Below are 15,638 nucleotides of genomic sequence, written 5' to 3'. Positions count from 1 at the left end.
TGCTGCTGATGCCGAGGGCCTTGGCGCCGGAATAGCTCCTGGATTGCTTCGCGAATGGACATACATCGCTGCTGATCAGATCCGACTGGGGTTGGCCGGCCCCCCGGCGAGGAACTTGGGCCGATGTGTGCTCATGACCCCCAAATAACATCCGAGAAGCCTTCCGGCGTTCCGTACTAGACGATTGTCTTCCGCGACAAGAGTGGGAAAGGCATGCCTATGACCTTGTTCGCAGCTTCGTCGGCGTCGAAGCTCGGCCCGAGCTCCTCGCCGCATTGCTTGATGACACAAAAAACCCGCCGACCGAAGCCGACCAGCTCTGATGCTGCGAATCACGCGTCGATCCGTTCCGGGCATTTAGTGCGGATTGTATGTGGGACCGGGTGTGCGGAACGATCTGTCAGGGAACCAGCCTCTTCCGGCTCGTCCGATAAAGCCCGCACGTCCGGGGGGACACGCGGGCTAACGGGTCGACTCAGCGGCTCTTGCGGAGCTGCTCAGCCGCTTTCGGAAACAAATTCGGACTGTTGTCGTTAAGAAGTAGGTTGCTGGGAGACTACCGCATGCCGCGTTACTTTTTCCATGTCGATAACGGTGAGTTCATTCCAGACCAGGCAGGAATCGATTTGCCCGACTTAAACGCCGCGCGGCGAGAGGCCGTTCGAGCGGCCGGCCAAATGATAGACGATTCGCAGCAATCGTTCTGGGAACACATGACCCCTTGGAACATGCATGTGACAGATGACGATAGTCGACTGCTGTTCACGCTTCAGTTTGGTGCTAAGGTTCCATCCGGCGAAGCGCGATACATCCCTCGAGCCGATCAGAATTGACCACTGACCGCTTTCGCTCCAGTTCCCGGTTCATGTTCCTCTACCAGCCCCTCCTAGACGAAGAAAAAGTCAACAGATCAATGGGGCGCTATCGCGCAATGTCCCGATACGTCCCAATGAGACCGCCCGAGGCCCGGTTCGGCTCATGCCTCACGAAAATCTCGTCCCGCTCGCCGACCTTGACGACCAGCCAGCGGTCGTCGTTCGAACTTGTGTAGAATGCCCGTGAGGGGTTTGACCTAGCGACATCCTTTGACCTGTCTGCAGCGACATCGCGCCCTTAACTTCGTCTCTGTGCATCGTTCTCGCCTTTTGAGCAGCGAAGTCTGCTTACGGACGGCGGGCAAGCTAGCTCCAATGGCCGGATGGTGGCGCAGAGCTGCCGTCGGGGCATTTCCGAGTTGGAAGCCCCATCAATCCTGGGGAATAAGAATTCGAGAAGTGCTGATCCGATGCGCAGGGCTCGTTCAGCCAGCCGCGCCCAGAATGCCTTGGTTCTTCCGTTTTGCTAGAAGTCCCGTCAGCCAATCCGGATCCATTGCCGGGACGGAGGAGAGTAGCAGTTCGGTGTAGGCAGCGTGGGGTGACGTCAGTATCTCGGTTTTTGAACCCTGCTCCACAACTTTCCCTCGGTGCATGACGACGACCTCGTCCGCGATTGCTCTTACTGTCGCGATATCATGGGTGATAAAGATGTAGCTGACGCCGAGTTCGCGCTGTAGGCGTATCAGAAGCTTCAAGATTTCTTCTTGCACAATTTGATCCAGAGCCGAAGTGACCTCGTCACAGATGATGAGCTCGGGATTCGCGGCGAGCGCGCGCGCAATGCAGATCCGCTGTTTCTGGCCTCCGGACAATTCACCGGGCAGCCTGTCGAGGAAACTTTCGTCCATCTCGATCATATGCATGAGTTCGCCGATCCGGCGGTCGCGCTGCTCCCCTTTTAAGCCTAAATAGAACTCGAGCGGACGCGCGATTACCTCCTCGACAGTCTGGCGAGGGTTAAGCGCGCTGTCCGGCGATTGATAGATCATTTGGATACGCCGCAGCAGGTCTTTCGAGCGTTGCTTTAAAGACAGGGGAAGCGGCTGGGCGTCAAATGAGATCGAACCGGACATAGCAGGCAGCAAACCGGTCACGACACGGGCAAGTGTCGATTTCCCGGACCCTGATTCACCCACCAACGCGACTGTTCGGCCACGCGGAACCCTGATGGACACGTCCGACAGCACCTTGACCCTTCCGGCATATGCGGCGGTGACATTGTCGATGGTAAGTATGTGGTCCCGGGCCTCAATCTCCGGCTTGGCAAGTTTGCGCACAGCCCAGAGCGTCCGAGTGTATTCCTGAGCAGGGGCTGTGAGCATCTGCCGTGTACCCGCTTCCTCGACAGTTTGTCCGTGGCGTAGAACCATGATCCGGTCCGCCATCTGCGCCACTACCGCCAGATCGTGTGTCACGTATATCGCTGCAGTGTTAAAATCTTCAACGACCCTGCGGATCGACGCCAAGACCTCGACTTGCGTTGTCACATCGAGCGCAGTTGTCGGCTCATCGAACACAATCAGGTCGGGCCGGCAAGCCATGGCCATAGCGGTCATAGCTCGCTGCAACTGACCGCCGGATACCTGATGCGGATACCGGAAGCCTATGGTCTCAGGCTCTGGAAGGTGGAGGCGTCTATAAAGCTCCACAGCATCACGATTGGCCTCACCTCGGCTGGCGATCCCGTGCGCAACCGCCGTTTCCACGGTCTGATCAAGGAGCCGGTGAGCCGGGTTGAACCAGGCAGCCGCGCTTTGCGCCACATAGGCAATGCGGGAGCCTCGGAGCCGCCGACGGCGTGCTTCGCTCATCGACAAAAGATCGACCCCATCGAACAGCACCGAGCCTTGGGTAATTCGGCATCCCGGCTTGGCATATCCCATTGCAGCAAGGCCGATAGTGGACTTCCCGGCTCCGGATTCGCCAATCAGTCCCAACACTTCTCCCCGCTTGAGCGAGAAATCCACACCGCGCACGATCGGGTGCCAGCGCTCGTCGGAGAATCCTTCAACGTGAAGGTCGCGGACCGTGAGAAGATCTGTCCCCCTTTCGCGCGCGATGACACTGCTACTTTTCATCACGCAGCCCGCTCGTTGAATGCAGAAACCAGTCCACGACGAAGTTCACCGCTACTGTGAGGAGGGCAATGGCGCCCGCCGGCAGAAGCGGCGTGACATCGCCATAGGTAATCAGCGTCGCGTTTTCCCTCACCATCGATCCCCAATCGGCGGATGGCGGCTGTATGCCGACGCCCAGGAACGACAATGCTGCAATGGTCAAAAAAACAAAACAGAATCGCAGACCAAACTCTGCGATGAGCGGCGGCAGAATGTTGGGCAAGATTTCCTTGCGGAGAATCCATGCGGGGCCTTCGCCCCGCAGCTGTGCGACCTCGACATATTCCATCACCACCACGTTCAGGCCAACTGCTCGGGCCAGACGGAACACGCGCGTCGAATCGAGCAGCGCTATGACCAAGATCAGGCTGGTTATTGAAGAGCCGAATATCGAAAGCAACATCAGCGCGAAAATCAGGCTCGGGATCGACATCAATACGTCCACGGCGCGTGACAATAGTTGGTCTAGCCAGCCCCGGTACGTTGCAGCGAGAAGGCCGAGCGTCACACCCGCTGCAAAGGACAAGATAGTTGTGATGAAGGCAATGCCGATCGTGTTGCGGGCGCCGTAGATCAGTCGTGTAAGCATGTCGCGACCGAGTTGGTCAGTCCCGAACGCAAACTCGTGGCTCCAGGGCGCGAATGCCTCGCTAAAGACCTGTGTTTCTCGATATGGAGCGATCAGAGGCGCAAACAAGGCGACAACAGCGTAGCAGAGCATCACGCCCATACCGAACCAGGCGCTGAGCGGGGCCTTCTTCAGGGCTATTCTGATGCGAGATCGGCGCGTCCGCCTTACCCTTGGCGCCCTGGTGGTCTGGATCACGGGCTCTGCACTTGTCATCGTGGGTGCAAAAGTCTCGGGTTGGTTGCGATCGAAATGATGTCGGCGATCAGGTTGAGCAGGATGTAGGTAGCGGCGAACACCAGCGCGCAGGCTTGAACAACCGGTACGTCTCTCGATCTCACGGCATCGACCATCAGTTGGCCGACGCCGGGGTAGACGAACACCACCTCGACAACCACGACGCCTACGATGAGATAAGCGAGATTGAAGGCCACAACCGTCACAATCGGGGCCCAGGCGTTTGGCAACGCGTGCCGAAGCACGACCACCATTGGCCTCATTCCCTTCAACCGGGCCATGTCGATATAGGGGCTCGAAAGCATGTTGAGAATCGCTGCGCGCGTCATCCGCATCATGTGAGCAACGATGACAAGCGTGAGCGTGATCGACGGCAGAGCGGCGCGCCAGACATGGTCCCAAAAAGGGGTCTGGTCGTTGATATTGGCCAGCGTCGGGAACTTCGGCACGACGTTCAGGGTCCAGTTTATCGAAATCGCCAGCCAGACGGGTAAAGACTGTGCGAATTCGGTGCCCGCAAAGGTATCGCGCGAGATAATCAGGAAGGCGAGCATGTAGGCTACGAAGAATTCCGGGAACGAAATGGTCGTAAGTGTTACCGTGTTTACAACCCGATCGAACCAGCTGTTGCGATACAGGGCCGCGACAATGCCCAGCCCCAGCGCCAGCGGCACCGCGATGAGAGCGGTCATGACCGCCAGGAACATGGTGTTGTAAAGGCGAGGTGCGATGATCTCGGCGACCGTCCGCCGGTAGCCGGTTCGACTGGCAAAAGAGGATCCAAAGTCACCCTTTGCCATCTTACCGATCCAGCTGAAGTAACGCTCAACTGGGGGGCGATCGAGGCCGATCTCGTGTTGAAGGGCCGCGACCGTTTCCGGGGTGGCAGATTGACCGAGTGTCGCCTTGGCGAAGTCGCCGGGGAGCATTGCAATCGCCGAAAAAATGATGATCGAGACGACGAACAGGGTAATTAGGCCGAGGCCTAACCGTTGTAGAACCGTCTTTGCGACCGGATTCAAACGCATGCGCGCATTCCCAGGATTGCGCCGTCCGCAGGGCGAGCGACGCAGCTGGCAAACACCCCCTACGCCTCCGCCATCCACCAGCGCTCTGCCATCTTCAGTCCGTCATTTTCCCAATTCGGCGCCACATCGCCATGGCCTAGTTTCTTGGATTGGGCGCTGACGAAGTTGTTAAACACCAGCACGATGCTACCGCTATCGTCGTGGGTCAGCTGTTGCATCTCGCCATACATAGCGGCGCGCTTGGCTTCATCCGTCTCGGCTCGTGCTTGGACAAGCAATTCGTTGAAACGAGGATTTTTCCAGAATGACTCGTTCCAGCTGGATTCCGCTGCGAAGGCTTGTGTGAACATCCAGTCGGCTGTCGCGCGACCGCTCCAATAGGAAGCGCACCACGGTTTCTTGAGCCAGACATTGTCCCAATAGGCGTCCTCCGCCTCGCGCACCACATTGACGTCGATGCCGCACTGTGCGGCAGTCTCGCGAATGAGCGCCCCCGCGTCCACCGCACCTGCGAAAGCGGCATCGGCAACCGAGAGATCAACCTTTAGCTTTTCCATTCCCGCCTTCTTCAAATAATGGCGGGCTTTTTCAGGATCGAAACGGTGTTGCGGCTCCGGGTTCTTGTAAAACTTGATCGCCGGCGCGATCGGACTGTCATTGGCAACGGTGGCATGTCCGAGGAAGATTTTGTCAGCGATCTCTTGACGGTCGATCGCCCACTTCATTGCCATGCGGACGTCCGGATTGTCGAAGGGTGCGATAGTGACGTTCATCGGCAAGGTATAGTGGCCGTAGCCGGTGACTTCGATGATCTCGATTTTTGGATTGCGTTTCAGCATGCCGAGTGTCTTCAGATCGGCGCGGCCAATGTAATCCACTTCCCCGGTGGAGAGGGCAGCCATGCGTGCCGCCAAATCAGTAATGGCGATGAACTCCACCTCATCCAAGTAAGGCTTGCCGTTCTTGAAATAGTTCGGATTGCGCTTGAGCTTGGCCGAAACCCCAGGCTGGAAATTCTCGAGCACGAATGCGCCGGTTCGTGTTCCTGATGCCCAATCCGCCTTCCCGTCCACGCTCGGCATGATGACGAAATGATAGTCGCTCATTATATAAGGGAAATCGGCGTTGCCGCTGTTGAGGGTGAAGACCACCGTTTCCGGGCCATCCGCCTTGATGTCGGAAACGGATTCAAGCAGAGACTTCGCCGCCGATTTGGTATCGGCACCCATGTGATACCGCATCGAGGTCACGACATCTTCGGCCGTCACTTTCTTGCCGTTGTGGAAGGTCACGCCCTTGCGCAGCTTGAAAACCCAAGTCTTCGCCCCGTTGGAAGATTCGAAGCTCTCGGCCAAGTCCGGCTGTATGCCACCCTTGGCGTCGACCTCCGTGAGGCCGTTGGACATAGCGCCTGAAAAGGCCGTCTGCGTGAAAGTGTCCGGATAGCCGGCCGGATCGATGGAATCTGTTGTCGCGCCATGCGCCATGCCAAGTTTGGCGAAGCCGCCTTGCTGCGGTTGTGCCCGTGCTACGGTGACGAAGATCTGATCCGAGGCAGCGACGGTTAGGCCCGCCGCTAGTCCCAAATGGATGAAGTCGCGGCGGGAAACCTTGCCGCGCCCGATCAGACTTTGCGCGACGCGAAATTTGTACTCAGATTCAGACATTTCCGTTCTCCCATTTGCGGATTTTCCGCTATTTTTTTGAACCCATTCAAGTCAGCCGGTCAGGCCTTTTTCCGTTGGTTCCGTCTCCCTGCACCGGGCTGCTGATCCTTTTGACCCTCACGCCGTCACATAAATGTTGCCGTCCTCAACTGTGACCGGGAATGTTCGCGCACGCACAGTTGGGTCGACGAGTGCGGAACCCGTCTTGATGTCGAACTCCCAGCCGTGCCAGGCGCAGCGCACGATCTCGTTTTCTCGATGATAGATGAACCGCGCATCCTCGACCGGCGCGGTCGTCCCGCATTGCGGCCCTTCACAGAGGGGCGCACCGCGATGCGGACAGATGTTGAGCAGCGCATGGAAGCTCTCTCCGATGCGGAACACACCCACCGAAAGGCTCCGGACTTTGGCAATGACAGGTGTCCCGGCTTCGATCTCGTCAACGCGGCAGACGAAGGTTTTCTCGCCCATATTCTGCTCCGTCAGGCAGCGTTCGCGGTCAGAATGGCAGGAATGCGCTTGTAGACCTCGAGCGCATTCTGCCCCATCACCTTCGCTTTCCAGGAAGGCGGAATGTGGAGCGTATTGGCGTCGTCATAGTCCCAGTGCGGATAGTCTGACGCAAACATCAGCGTGTTCTCGCCATCCATCGCTTCCAGAATGGACCACAGATGCTGCACGTTGGCTGGCTGCTCCAGCGGCTGTGTTGAGAAGCGGATATTACGGCGGCAATATTCCGATGGCAGCATCTTGAGCCATGGCGTTTCTTTACGCAGCGCCTTGTAGTCAGCATCGAGGCGCCACAGCACCGTCGGCACCCATGCGACGCCGCATTCGATCACGACGAAATAGAGTTCTGGCCATTTCTCAAAGACGCCGTGAGCGATCATGCTGGCGACATGGCTGATCGCCGACATGTGCAGGATGGCGTGCGTTTCCCAGAAGAAAGTAGTGGGGGCAGGCGCGACAGCGTTCCAGTTGACGCCTCCGTGCCCGCCGAGGTGAATCGCGAACGGCAATCCCATTTCCGCGCAGGCTTCATAGATCGGGTGGTAGAAGGGATCACCATACGGCTTCACTGAGCCTTGGGAGGCTAGAACCTGGACCATGCGAGGATGATTGCCCAGCCGACGGATTTCAGCGGCCGCCAGCTTTGGATCCTGGGGCGCAATGACGATTGAACCCATGAAGCGATTGTCCTTCGGCAACCACTCCGCGATCTGATAGTCATTGTAGGCACTGACCAGGGCACTAGCGTAATACGGGTTTGCCAAGGTCGAGGCTTCAATGGGCTCGTCGCCGGTCAGGACTGCCACCCCGACATTATACTTGTCGAGATGTTTTTCCTTCATGATCCGGTAGTTGTCCGCCTCGGTCTCGGGCCGCACATCTTTTCGGGAGAAATCCTGCGGATGAAACCAGGGGCGATGGCCGTGTGGGAAAGATCCTTTGGGGCCAGTCTTCTCGCCCTCGATGAACATGTCCTTCCAGATGCCCGAAAGATACGGCTCCAAAACCGTGGCGCTTGACCAGTAGTTGTGACAATCGCAGTCGACGATAAACACTTTAGCTTTCGCTCCCTGTCTGGCTTAGCCGCGCCTAGCCGTTTACTGCCTCCACCTTCCGCCTTGACAATTGCCGGATCAAGCCAATGATCTCTGGCTAATGATCGGCTTTTTCGATTAAGGTATGATGCATGCAGTTGGACCACATCGAGACCTTCCTCGACATTATCGAATCGCGCAACTTCAACCGGACTGCGGACCGGCTGAACATTACTCAGTCTACGGTGAGTTCTCGGATCAAGGGTCTGGAAAGTGCGGTGGGGTCAGAGCTTTTCCATCGTGGTCGTGCTGGCGCTGAGCCGACCGCGGCGGGGCGACGTTTCGAAGCCTACGCGCGAGCGATGCTTTCGACCTGGTCGCAAGCGCGCCATGACGTGCGCGCATTCAACCGGTTCGAAGGGACGCTACGTGTGGCCGCACAGGTTGGCATGACACGCTCGGTGCTGCCTGGGTGGGTGGAGGCGCTCTGCCAGGTTCTTCCAAAGGCCTCGATTCATGTAGAGTCCGACTATTCCAATCAGATGGTGACCGATCTCAGCATGGGAAATCTCGACATAGCCGTGCTCTATGCACCCCGCTATCTTCCCGAAATTACTTATGAGCACCTCATGGTCGAGGAATATGTGATGGTCTCCACCGTTGCGAGGACGCTATCGGAGGTGAATCCTGACAGCTACATTCGCCCGGGGTACACCGTCGTACTCGAGAAAACCCATTCGGAGCTGATGCCTGCCCTGGCAATTTCCAGGCTATCCATGGGATCCGAAAGCTTGGCCGAGGCAATGCTGCGACGAACCGGGGGGAGTTGTTACATGCGCAACGACGATGCCCGCAGGTTCACGGCCGAGGTCCCATCGTTCCTGGTCGAGGGCGCCCCGACGCTTTACCAGCCCGTCCATACGGCCATGCTCGCCCGGCGCAAGCATGAGCCGATCATCCGCAAGGGCCTTCGTGCGCTCCAGCTCGCGGTGATGTCGCTCGAAACATAGATCGAAATACCCGATCAAAAAGTAAGGCTCAACTCGCTGTTCCGCGAAGGCTTCGGCTGGCATGTTGGCGCGTCACTGAGAGCCCAAATGAACGCACACACCTCGTTTCCGGCTTCCGAATTTGTTGCTGCGATGCGGCAGCGGCAATGGGCCGACTCATCGCCGCAGGCAATGGTCTGCCGTCGGGTGATCGAAGAGACGCACGACGTGAAAACGTTTGTCTTTTCGGCTGCGTCAGACCGCATGTTCTGCTTCAATGCGGGGCAATATGTGCTTCTTCACCTCAGCATTGATGGGCTCAAAGTGACGCGAGCCTACTCCGTCTCCTCTCCACCGACTCGTCCACTTGACTTGCACATCACGGTAAAGCGGACACCTGGCGGGTTCGTTTCCAATTGGCTCCATGACAATCTGCGGTCCGGTGACGAAATCAAGATTGAAGGCCCCGTTGGTTCGTTCAAACTCGAGGGCGCTGCCAGCGAAAAGCCTCTCTTTCTTGCGGGCGGCAGCGGGATCACGCCTCTTATGTCGATGCTGCGAATGTTGACGGATCGAGCATCCGATCTGGACCTTCGGCTCATCTTCAGCGTGCGCTCGGCACGCGATATCATCTTTAAATCGGAACTCGATGCACTCGCTGCCCGATTTCCCAACGTCGAGGTGACATTGCTTTGTTCCAAGGGAGATTCCTCGTGGGCAGGACCGAGTGGCCGGTTAAATGGCCCCCTGCTCCTGCGCCTTGTTCCCGATCTTGCCAATCGTACAGTCTACACTTGCGGTCCCGAACTCTACATGAAGGCAATACGAGCCAGTTTTGATGAAGTTGGTATTGAACCGCTGGCCTATTACGAGGAGAGCTTCGGAGGCTACGCTGGCGGTGCTGCTCCGGATGAAGCCTCTGCCATTTCGTTTTTTGTCCACTTCACCAAGTCTGGAATAGAGCATTGCTGCGCGCCCGGAGAGACCCTGCTGGATGCAGCGCGCAAATGTGGCGTCTATGTCCCCACCGCGTGCCAGCAAGGAGTTTGCGGCACTTGCCGAATAGCCAAGCTCTCCGGCGAAGTGTCGATGTGTGATCTTGGCGGGCTCACTTCCGAAGAGAAGTCTGCGGGTTATGTGCTGGCCTGTTGCAGCCGGGCGCAAGGCAATGTTTCAATCGATCTTTGACGGCCCTGGCGGTGTGCCGCCTGTGCAGTGTCGGGGTAAAGCGAAGAGGGGGAAGTAGATGCTCGGGGTGAACCTCGACGAGCGTCACCTTGATCTCCGGCTTGCACGGGCTGCGGTCGAACCTCAGGCGGAAGGGATTGGCGCCCCCCGTAAACCATCATGAGGTCAGCCGGCCGGCAGTAGCGCACGTTCCCGCAGGCGCACTCCACCTTCAAAAGCATGTTGTGCCGGGTCGCTTTGCCCAGCGTGTCGATCATCTCGTGCGCCATGAGAACAAAGAAAGAACAAAACTCTTGAACGTCAAGCCGGCCTATGGAATCTTTTTGGCATGAGCGACGAACCGGCACGACCTGGCGAGCCTTTGCAAACGCGCGAGCGCGGATCCCTCGGTCACGCCTGCGAGCACGAGGGGTGCGGGAAAGATGCGGGCTGGGGCTTTGCTCCCCCCGGCAGCCATCACACTGGTTCTGCTTTCAGCACCGCGGGGAGGGAGAGCGCTACCTGTAGCGGAGGGCACATCATGATACGTGAGATCATAGCAAAGGACCTCGAAGGAGCAGCCGACCAGATTGCAGAGATCTCGAGAGCCGACCTTCAGGTGATGCTCCGCAGGGCCGCCTTGATGCTGAGGAATGGGACGGGGCTCGTGCTCGATCCGAAGGTCGAGGAAGCGTTGGCAGGCCTGGCCGCGGAAATGGGGCTGTCCACGCCGGAGCTGGTCAGAACGATCGTCGGTGAATGGCTGATGGCCAACGCCTACCTGCCGGTGCCCTACGCGCTGGACGACGAGAGCGCGGTCGAAGGTAACGCCTGCTCCGCCGTCCAACCATCACTTCGGACGTTCACTCCTCTCCGTTGGTTGCCCGCTCTAGTCTCTATCCATTAGGTGCTGCCTTCGGCATTCAACCGTAATGGAACTTCGGCTTTGGCTCGGTACCCTCAAATTCGACGCCGACGCGGTCATTCTTTCGCCAACGAACAACAGCCCTGTAAGCGATCCCGCCGACGGGAACGTAGAGCAGAAAGCGTGCTGGAATCTGAATGTCTGCGGCCAACCTCAGTTCGGCTCCTTGGGAGTGCTGATTGCGTAGAGAGCAGCTGATTTCCGAGTTTTGGAAACCCGTGATGATCGTCCCGCCCTTCAGCACGCGCGGGCGATGTTCTCGACGGGAGCGTCTGGAGGTGGGGTTTCCGTAGACTTATAACGTGAACGGCCTTCCAGCGCTCCGTCGACCCGAAAATTATGGCTCGGGACCACAGAGCGCCCAACCTGCTGTCAGGCTCGGTATCGGCGGCGGTCCTTTTCCTATATGAAGGAAAATTTGTAGACCGCTCGATTGGTCTCGTCGGTGACGCGAACCCAGTCAGACTCGTCTCGCCTGTCCCGTACGTTCCGGCCGGTCACCCATTCAGCGGCTGCTTTCGGTGAGGTCGTTTTCGCGTAGGCAACAGAGACCACGTCCATCCCCGACATGGTTTCAACGGTATAGATGTTCATTTGAAATGCTCTTCATTAAGCGCCGTCAACACATTGAAAGAGCCCGCCCAGTGCGGAACGGGCTCTTTTGTCGGGCCTCCTCTGGGATCAGCCCACTCCAATTCTCCCGAATGGGGGCCGAAACGCCAGCCCGACGCGTCGCTTTACAGCGCCGCCTAGCCACGGAACTGCGATAAGGGCAATAGGTTCCGGGGAGTTAGTTCCGCCCCGCTTGTCGCTTAAGAGGTCTTTCGGGCCGGTGTCTGGCGAATATGTCAAGGTGATCCGCTTGCCGCCGCAGGCCGCGAATTTCATCCTCGGCCTCAAGTCCCACTCCATAGCCGGAGCATCTGGGCCGAAGCGATCGCGGAGCGCCGACAGATCGAGCTTCTGATGACGATGGCAGTCGAGGCAGCCGCCCGCGACGGACATACCCGCGTCGATCAGTTCTTGAATGGTCCAGCCGGCACTCATGGCGGCGATGTAGGCAGAGATGATCCAGATCGCCAGAACGGCTGGAGCCCACTCGTGAGGGAGGGTCGAGTGGGCTCCCTTGCTTGCCTATGGGACGGCTCGGATAGAACTGGGACACCAACCGTGCCGTCCAATCTATAACCGCTTGCCCGCCACGATGTTCCAGTCGGGCGGCTGACCCGACTTATGCACGGGAACATCGGACTTCAGTCGCAAATAGCGAAAGTTGCGAGTCCGCTAATATGGATGCAGAATTAAAGCTCCCCACCTTCAAGCGGTGGGGTGGCCCGACCCGCGATATCCTGTGTCACCTAGATTAAGCGGGCCGGGCCGCAGAGGTTCCTATTGGGGGGGTGCCCGATGCATTCTCTGCCAAAGAGTGTTCTCGAACCCGAGGACATAACGATGCTTGAAAGGGTACTCGAGAAGCTATTACCGGCAAATGCGGACGCCGCCGAAAGGGAATGGCTGGCCAGCCTGTTGATTGCCACGAATGGATAGCCAAACCGTAAGCCGCGTCGGCAGGAGAAAAGAGCTAGATGCCCGCCGTTCCCTGCCTGGCCATTCCGGTGCCCCGCCTTCGTGATGAACGATGGCGTCCGGGATCGCCTGATAGATGCTGCCGGCGTCTTCCTCGAGTTCAGTGCTGCTGATCTCAAGCGACTTCGCGTCGGCAAACAGCTCCTGGATGAACTCGGCGATCGACAGGACGTCCGCGCTGATCATGCCCGCCTGGTTGTTGGCGAGCCATTGATGCAGGAAGTTCGTGCCGCGCGTGCTCAATGGCGGTTCTTGAGGAATTTAGCTTCCCGCAACAGCGAATTCGAATCTGTGCCGATCAACTTGATCAGGCCGCGCGCCTCCTCCTCGGATAGACTCGTCTCTTTAGCCAACCGCGCTGCCAAAAGGTGGATGTTTTTGTCCGGTGAGCGATCCAGCGGCTTGCCGTCGCCGTCCTTCATTGCCCTATATCCGTTTGCAAACAAGAGCCCGCTCGCCTGAGAGGGTCGAACAGGCTCCCGGGGGCCCCAGCCCGGCGGTGAGCCTCGTGCCGGAGACACACGCCGCGAGACTCAACCGGGACACCGGTAGGCTTCCCTGTGTTCCTCCGCTGATTTGGGTTAAACGCGCTAAAGCTTTTCAGCAACCGCGCCTCTCGAAGGAGCGAAGCCGGGGCATAGCCGATCATGTCTACGAGTTCGCGCGCTTGGGTTTCGGTGATGCCGGTTTCCCGAGTTAGGAACTGCACGATCAATTGCTTATGTGCCCGCGCGCGGTCGCTAAGCTCTTGCCCGATTTCGGCCATAGGAAAAGTCCCCAGTGGTCCGCAACGCGACTTGACCGGTTTGGTTCCCACCCGTGGGGATATGAGCGTAAGCGACGGGCTTTTTAAGTTGCCACCGCGCGGCTGCACCAATAAGCCCGCCGCTGGGAGGCTTGGCGGCGGACTATCTCGGACCCAGAAGCAGAAACATGACTTCTGGGGGTCATCTTTGTTCCATGTCCTTTGTTAGATATTAGCTCAAGCTTGACGAAGCCAGTCGCCGCGCCAGACTCAATCTCATGGCGAAGGGCAGCATCAATATTGGCGACGAGGTCGCGATCACAGCCAAGGTACGCAGGGGGGTCACTGAGGACCGGGTGAGCGTGTCGATCCCGTGTTACGGGCAGCCCCATTCCATCGTTGATCGGATCTCCAAGGTTTAAGCAGGGCCAGGAGATCGAGCTGCGAGGCGATGTCACCCGCGTAGATGAAGGCAAAGTGACCATCAACTTAGGCGTGCCTGTCACGGTGAATGCCGATAGGGTCAGAGTGGTGACCCCTTACAAACCGCCGACAAGGAAGACGCCGCTTGTGGACAAGGCGACGTGACCAAGCTGTCCGACCTCGGGCCGCCAATCATCGGCCGCCGCCACAGCAAGGAATACGTCAACGAATGCGACCATTTCAACAAGTGCCCGGTCTGCGGACAGGCCGTCGACTGGCGCGATCTGCGGCAAGTGGTCTGGCATGAACAGCCGGGCCACGAACCGCTAGAAACAGACTCCTAGTAGCGTGGCACTTGCCTGTCTCACTTCGGGACCAAAACCCTGGCATCCGCGTTGCATCAAAGAAATTGCCGGTTCCTCTACCGGACTCCTGATGGGGATCAGGATGAGTGCGCCGGGCTTGAGGATTTGAGGTTCCTCGCCCGGCGATCTTTCTTTCAGCATTCGCTAAGAACTGTTGTCTTCGCACCAGAGGACGGGAGGATTCACAGCGAATCCGTTTCGATCTAGGATCTTTGCTATGGCCGCGATCTTCGATGATATCGCCACTGCCCTCGAGAGCCCCGCGTAGACGGTTTGGGCCAAGGTCCGCGTCATTGCCCTAGATGCTGCTGGCAAGTTCTTTACGGGCATTGCCATCGGCATCGGTTTCGCGATCGGTCACGCCTTCGCGGCGTGACCCAAAACAACAATTGCCCTCGCCCGTCGTGACGCTATGGTTAACGCCGTCCGGGGTTTTCGGCTACCCACTCCCGGACCACCTCGGCCCGGCGGTGCGTTACCACTTCCCCCCGAAGCAAGATGGCTGCCGGGCCGTTCTACAGCCTCCAGGCGTGAGCGCGGCAGGGTTCTAGCCGAGGCCATAGCCCTGGCTATTTAAGTTGCCCGCCGTTCGAGAGTGCAGAACGAAAAGAGACCAAGAGCGTGGCGACGCCCCTAAAAGCCGGCGACGAGAAAGACGGCTTTGGTGCCCAGCCGAGTTGAGGCTTCAGCCGTTCATCTGAAACCTTATCAACCGCCCCGCGTTGGCTCCTCAGATTTCGAACCAGGAGACGAAATGCAAGTTTTGAAGCGGTCGCGCTGGACGGGAGCCGACGTAGACGAGTTTGCGGCAAAGCACGGTCTGACAACCAGGCAGGCCGAAATTGTGATTCAGAGCAATGGTCCTTCCAAGCACAAATGCGACGTGGCAGCCGCGGCCTTTATAGCGGCGCTTAGATATTGCAGTCACTCGCGAGAAAAGGTGCGAGAAGATCCCCTCTAAGGTCGGTAGGGAATGAAGCGCCTCAGGGTTGAAGTTATGTCTGGTGGAGCCGTGTGAGAGGGGCGGCGCTCAATTCAACGCCGGCTCTTGAGAAACCGGCGCCTCGCGAGAAGGCGTCGTCGACCGCCGTGATTCGACCACAACATTTGCTATTTTATCCGGGTGGAATCAATGGCATAGTAAGCTAGGGCCGATGGCAACGCAGTTTGCTGACTCTATGGCCCCCGTCCTCCGACGACCGTCGAACACACCCTGGTCCCCCGCCCCGCTCGGCGGTCGTCTTCTTCTTCCAGAGGCAACTGACGTTGCCCCCAGTTTCTATCCAGTTTTGAGTTCGTTTCCGGCCTGGGTTGTGCCCTGCTGGGCGGGTGAAGCGA

General features: G+C 58.3%; 14 protein-coding genes and 1 pseudogene. 5 read left to right on the top strand and 10 right to left on the bottom strand.

Features of this window, described 5'->3' with window-relative positions:
* Window positions 1-563 precede the first annotated feature (563 nt).
* Window positions 564-833, top strand: a complete 270-nt coding sequence (locus CK215_RS27895) for a hypothetical protein (RefSeq protein WP_141245558.1) — start codon at window positions 564-566, stop codon at window positions 831-833.
* A 467-nt stretch (window positions 834-1,300) separates the two neighbouring features.
* On the opposite strand, the gene CK215_RS27890 is transcribed toward CK215_RS27895, so the two are convergent.
* From CK215_RS27890 to CK215_RS27865, 6 genes are all read right to left on the bottom strand, one after another.
* Entirely contained in the window at window positions 1,301-2,956 is a 1,656-nt protein-coding gene (locus CK215_RS27890; RefSeq protein ID WP_095832848.1) for an ABC transporter ATP-binding protein, read from the bottom strand.
* A complete protein-coding gene (locus CK215_RS27885; protein ID WP_095832847.1) occupies window positions 2,946-3,839 on the bottom strand; it encodes an ABC transporter permease in 894 nt (297 codons plus the stop codon). The genes CK215_RS27890 and CK215_RS27885 overlap by 11 nt, the downstream gene beginning before the upstream one ends.
* The gene (locus CK215_RS27880) at window positions 3,836-4,882 is read right to left on the bottom strand and encodes an ABC transporter permease (RefSeq protein ID WP_095832867.1); all 1,047 of its coding nucleotides are present in this window, start codon (window positions 4,880-4,882) and stop codon (window positions 3,836-3,838) included. Before CK215_RS27880 ends, CK215_RS27885 begins: the two co-directional genes overlap by 4 nt.
* 65 nt (window positions 4,883-4,947) lie before the next feature.
* Window positions 4,948-6,555 (bottom strand): ABC transporter substrate-binding protein, encoded by a 1,608-nt coding sequence (locus CK215_RS27875; protein ID WP_095832846.1) that lies wholly within the window; start codon window positions 6,553-6,555, stop codon window positions 4,948-4,950.
* A gap of 117 nt (window positions 6,556-6,672) precedes the next feature.
* Complete coding sequence (locus CK215_RS27870; protein WP_095779651.1) at window positions 6,673-7,026, bottom strand: Rieske (2Fe-2S) protein; 354 nt, start codon at window positions 7,024-7,026, stop codon at window positions 6,673-6,675.
* A gap of 11 nt (window positions 7,027-7,037) precedes the next feature.
* Window positions 7,038-8,120 carry an amidohydrolase family protein gene (locus tag CK215_RS27865; protein ID WP_095781417.1) on the bottom strand — a complete coding sequence of 361 codons (1,083 nt, stop codon included), beginning with the start codon at window positions 8,118-8,120 and terminating at the stop codon, window positions 7,038-7,040.
* Between the two features lie 131 nt (window positions 8,121-8,251).
* Between CK215_RS27865 and CK215_RS27860 the strand changes: the two genes are divergently transcribed.
* From CK215_RS27860 to CK215_RS27845, 3 genes are all read left to right on the top strand, one after another.
* The gene (locus CK215_RS27860; RefSeq protein ID WP_095832845.1) at window positions 8,252-9,109 is read left to right on the top strand and encodes a LysR family transcriptional regulator; all 858 of its coding nucleotides are present in this window, start codon (window positions 8,252-8,254) and stop codon (window positions 9,107-9,109) included.
* Window positions 9,110-9,196: 87 nt separating this feature from the next.
* The gene (locus CK215_RS27855; RefSeq protein WP_095832844.1) at window positions 9,197-10,276 is read left to right on the top strand and encodes a hybrid-cluster NAD(P)-dependent oxidoreductase; all 1,080 of its coding nucleotides are present in this window, start codon (window positions 9,197-9,199) and stop codon (window positions 10,274-10,276) included.
* A gap of 520 nt (window positions 10,277-10,796) precedes the next feature.
* Window positions 10,797-11,162, top strand: coding sequence for a hypothetical protein (locus CK215_RS27845; protein WP_348628617.1), 366 nt, complete (start codon window positions 10,797-10,799; stop codon window positions 11,160-11,162).
* 16 nt (window positions 11,163-11,178) lie between these two features.
* Here the strand turns inward: CK215_RS27845 and CK215_RS27840 are convergent.
* The 4 genes and pseudogenes from CK215_RS27840 to CK215_RS27820 all read right to left on the bottom strand — a co-directional run.
* Window positions 11,179-11,445, bottom strand: a pseudogene (locus CK215_RS27840) (PilZ domain-containing protein); the annotation flags it as partial.
* Window positions 11,446-11,582: 137 nt separating this feature from the next.
* Window positions 11,583-11,774 (bottom strand): hypothetical protein, encoded by a 192-nt coding sequence (locus CK215_RS27835; RefSeq protein WP_095832842.1) that lies wholly within the window; start codon window positions 11,772-11,774, stop codon window positions 11,583-11,585.
* A gap of 885 nt (window positions 11,775-12,659) precedes the next feature.
* Window positions 12,660-13,010 carry a DUF768 domain-containing protein gene (locus tag CK215_RS32435; RefSeq protein ID WP_095832841.1) on the bottom strand — a complete coding sequence of 117 codons (351 nt, stop codon included), beginning with the start codon at window positions 13,008-13,010 and terminating at the stop codon, window positions 12,660-12,662.
* Entirely contained in the window at window positions 13,007-13,189 is a 183-nt protein-coding gene (locus tag CK215_RS27820) for a hypothetical protein (RefSeq protein WP_095832840.1), read from the bottom strand. Before CK215_RS27820 ends, CK215_RS32435 begins: the two co-directional genes overlap by 4 nt.
* 907 nt (window positions 13,190-14,096) lie before the next feature.
* On the opposite strand from CK215_RS27820, the gene CK215_RS27805 reads away from it, so the two are divergent.
* Window positions 14,097-14,279 (top strand): hypothetical protein, encoded by a 183-nt coding sequence (locus CK215_RS27805; protein WP_095832838.1) that lies wholly within the window; start codon window positions 14,097-14,099, stop codon window positions 14,277-14,279.
* Window positions 14,280-15,638 lie beyond the last annotated feature (1,359 nt).

Source organism: Mesorhizobium sp. WSM3864 (assembly GCF_002294955.1).
Taxonomy (GTDB): domain Bacteria; phylum Pseudomonadota; class Alphaproteobacteria; order Rhizobiales; family Rhizobiaceae; genus Mesorhizobium.
The sequence above is the reverse complement of the archived record's forward strand: the minus strand, read 5'-3'. Positions and strand labels throughout refer to the sequence as shown.